1 protein-coding gene and 1 rRNA gene are annotated in these 1598 nt (G+C 73.3%); one reads left to right on the forward strand and one right to left on the reverse strand.

Going from position 1 to position 1598, the window contains the following annotated elements; all coding sequences use genetic code 11:
• A 5S ribosomal RNA gene (rrf, locus tag AB0B94_RS12410) occupies positions 1-89 on the forward strand; the annotation flags it as partial.
• A gap of 420 nt (positions 90-509) precedes the next feature.
• On the opposite strand, the gene AB0B94_RS12415 is transcribed toward rrf, so the two are convergent.
• Positions 510-1598, reverse strand: a 1089-nt coding sequence (locus AB0B94_RS12415) for a hypothetical protein (RefSeq protein ID WP_357274665.1), incomplete at its 5' end; no start/stop codon positions are given.

Below are 1598 nucleotides of genomic sequence, written 5' to 3' on the forward strand. Positions count from 1 at the left end.
CCGGTTACATTCCGAACCCGGAAGCTAAGCCCTCCAGCGCCGATGGTACTGCACTCGTGAGGGTGTGGGAGAGTAGGACGCCGCCGGACAATCTTCCAGTCGAGGGCCGCCCCATCCGGGTCGGCCCTCGACTGCGTAGCGCCATTGGTGGCGCAATCAGGAAGGATGTACCTGTGAGTTCAGGACCGCAGGGCGGAGACCGTCCCCGTCGTTACGAAGACCGTACTGACGGCGCGGGCGGAAGCGACCGCGGCCCACGCCGCGATGATCAAGGCCGGCCCCCGTACCGGGGAGACCGCGACAGCGGCGGCAGCCGAGGCGGATACGCCGGCGGCCGCGACTCTGGCTCCCGTGGTGGTGACCGGGACAGCTCGCGCTCCAGCGCCCCCCGTGAGGGCGGCTACCGCGGCGGTGACCGCCGTGAGGGTGGTTTCCGGGGCGGCGACCGCGATGGTTCGCGTTCCAGCGCTCCGCGTGAAGGTGGCTACCGTGGCGGCGACCGTGATGGGTCACGCTCGGGTGCTCCGCGTGAGGGCGGTTTCCGGTCCGGCGCTGCCCGTGAGGGTGGTTTCCGTGGCGGCGACCGCGATGGTTCGCGTTACAGCGCTCCGCGTGAAGGTGGCTACCGTGGCGGCGACCGCCGTGAGGGCGGCTTCCGGGGTGGCGACCGTGAGGGTGGTTTCCGTGGTGGTGACCGTCGTGAGGGCGGTTACCAGGGCGGCGACCGCACTCGTTCCGGCCCGCCGCGCGAGGGTGGTTTCCGGGGCGGTGACCGTGAGGGTGGTTTCCGGGGCGGCGACCGCCGCGAAGGTGGTTTCCGGGGTGGCGATCGGGACGGTTCGCGTTCCAGTGCCCCCCGTGAGGGTGGCTTCCGGGGTGGCGATCGGGACGGTTCGCGTTCCAGCGCCCCCCGTGAGGGTGGCTTCCGGGGCGGTGACCGTGAGGGTGGTTTCCGGGGCGGCGACCGCCGCGAAGGTGGTTTCCGGGGTGGCGATCGGGACGGTTCGCGTTCCAGCGCCCCCCGCGAGGGTGGTTTCCGGGGCGGCGACCGTCGTGAGGGCGGCTTCCGCGGTGGCGACCGTGATGGTTCGCGTTCGGGCGCTCCCCGTGAGGGTGGCTTCCGGGGCGGTGACCGTGAGGGTGGTTTCCGGGGCGGCGACCGTCGTGAGGGCGGTTACCAGGGCGGCGACCGCACTCGTTCCGGCCCGCCGCGCGAAGGTGGTTTCCGGGGCGGTGACCGTGAGGGTGGTTTCCGGGGCGGCGACCGCCGCGAGGGCGGCTTCCGGGGCGGTGACCGTGAGGGTGGTTTCCGGGGCGGCGACCGCCGCGAAGGTGGCTTCCGGGGCGGCGACCGCGATGGTTCGCGTTCGGGCGCTCCCCGTGAGGGTGGCTTCCGGGGCGGCGACCGCCGCGAAGGTGGCTTCCGGAGCGGCGACCGGGACAGCTCGCGTTCCAGCGCCCCCCGCGAGGGTGGTTTCCGGGGCGGCGACCGTGACGGCTCGCGTTCGGGCGCTCCCCGCGAGGGTGGTTTCCGGGGTGGCGACCGTGATGGTTCGCGTTCGGGCGCTCCCCGCGAGGGTGGTTTCCGGGGCGGCGAC

It is taken from the genome of Micromonospora sp. NPDC048986 (assembly GCF_040649335.1).
In the GTDB taxonomy this organism is placed as follows: domain Bacteria; phylum Actinomycetota; class Actinomycetes; order Mycobacteriales; family Micromonosporaceae; genus Micromonospora; species Micromonospora alfalfae.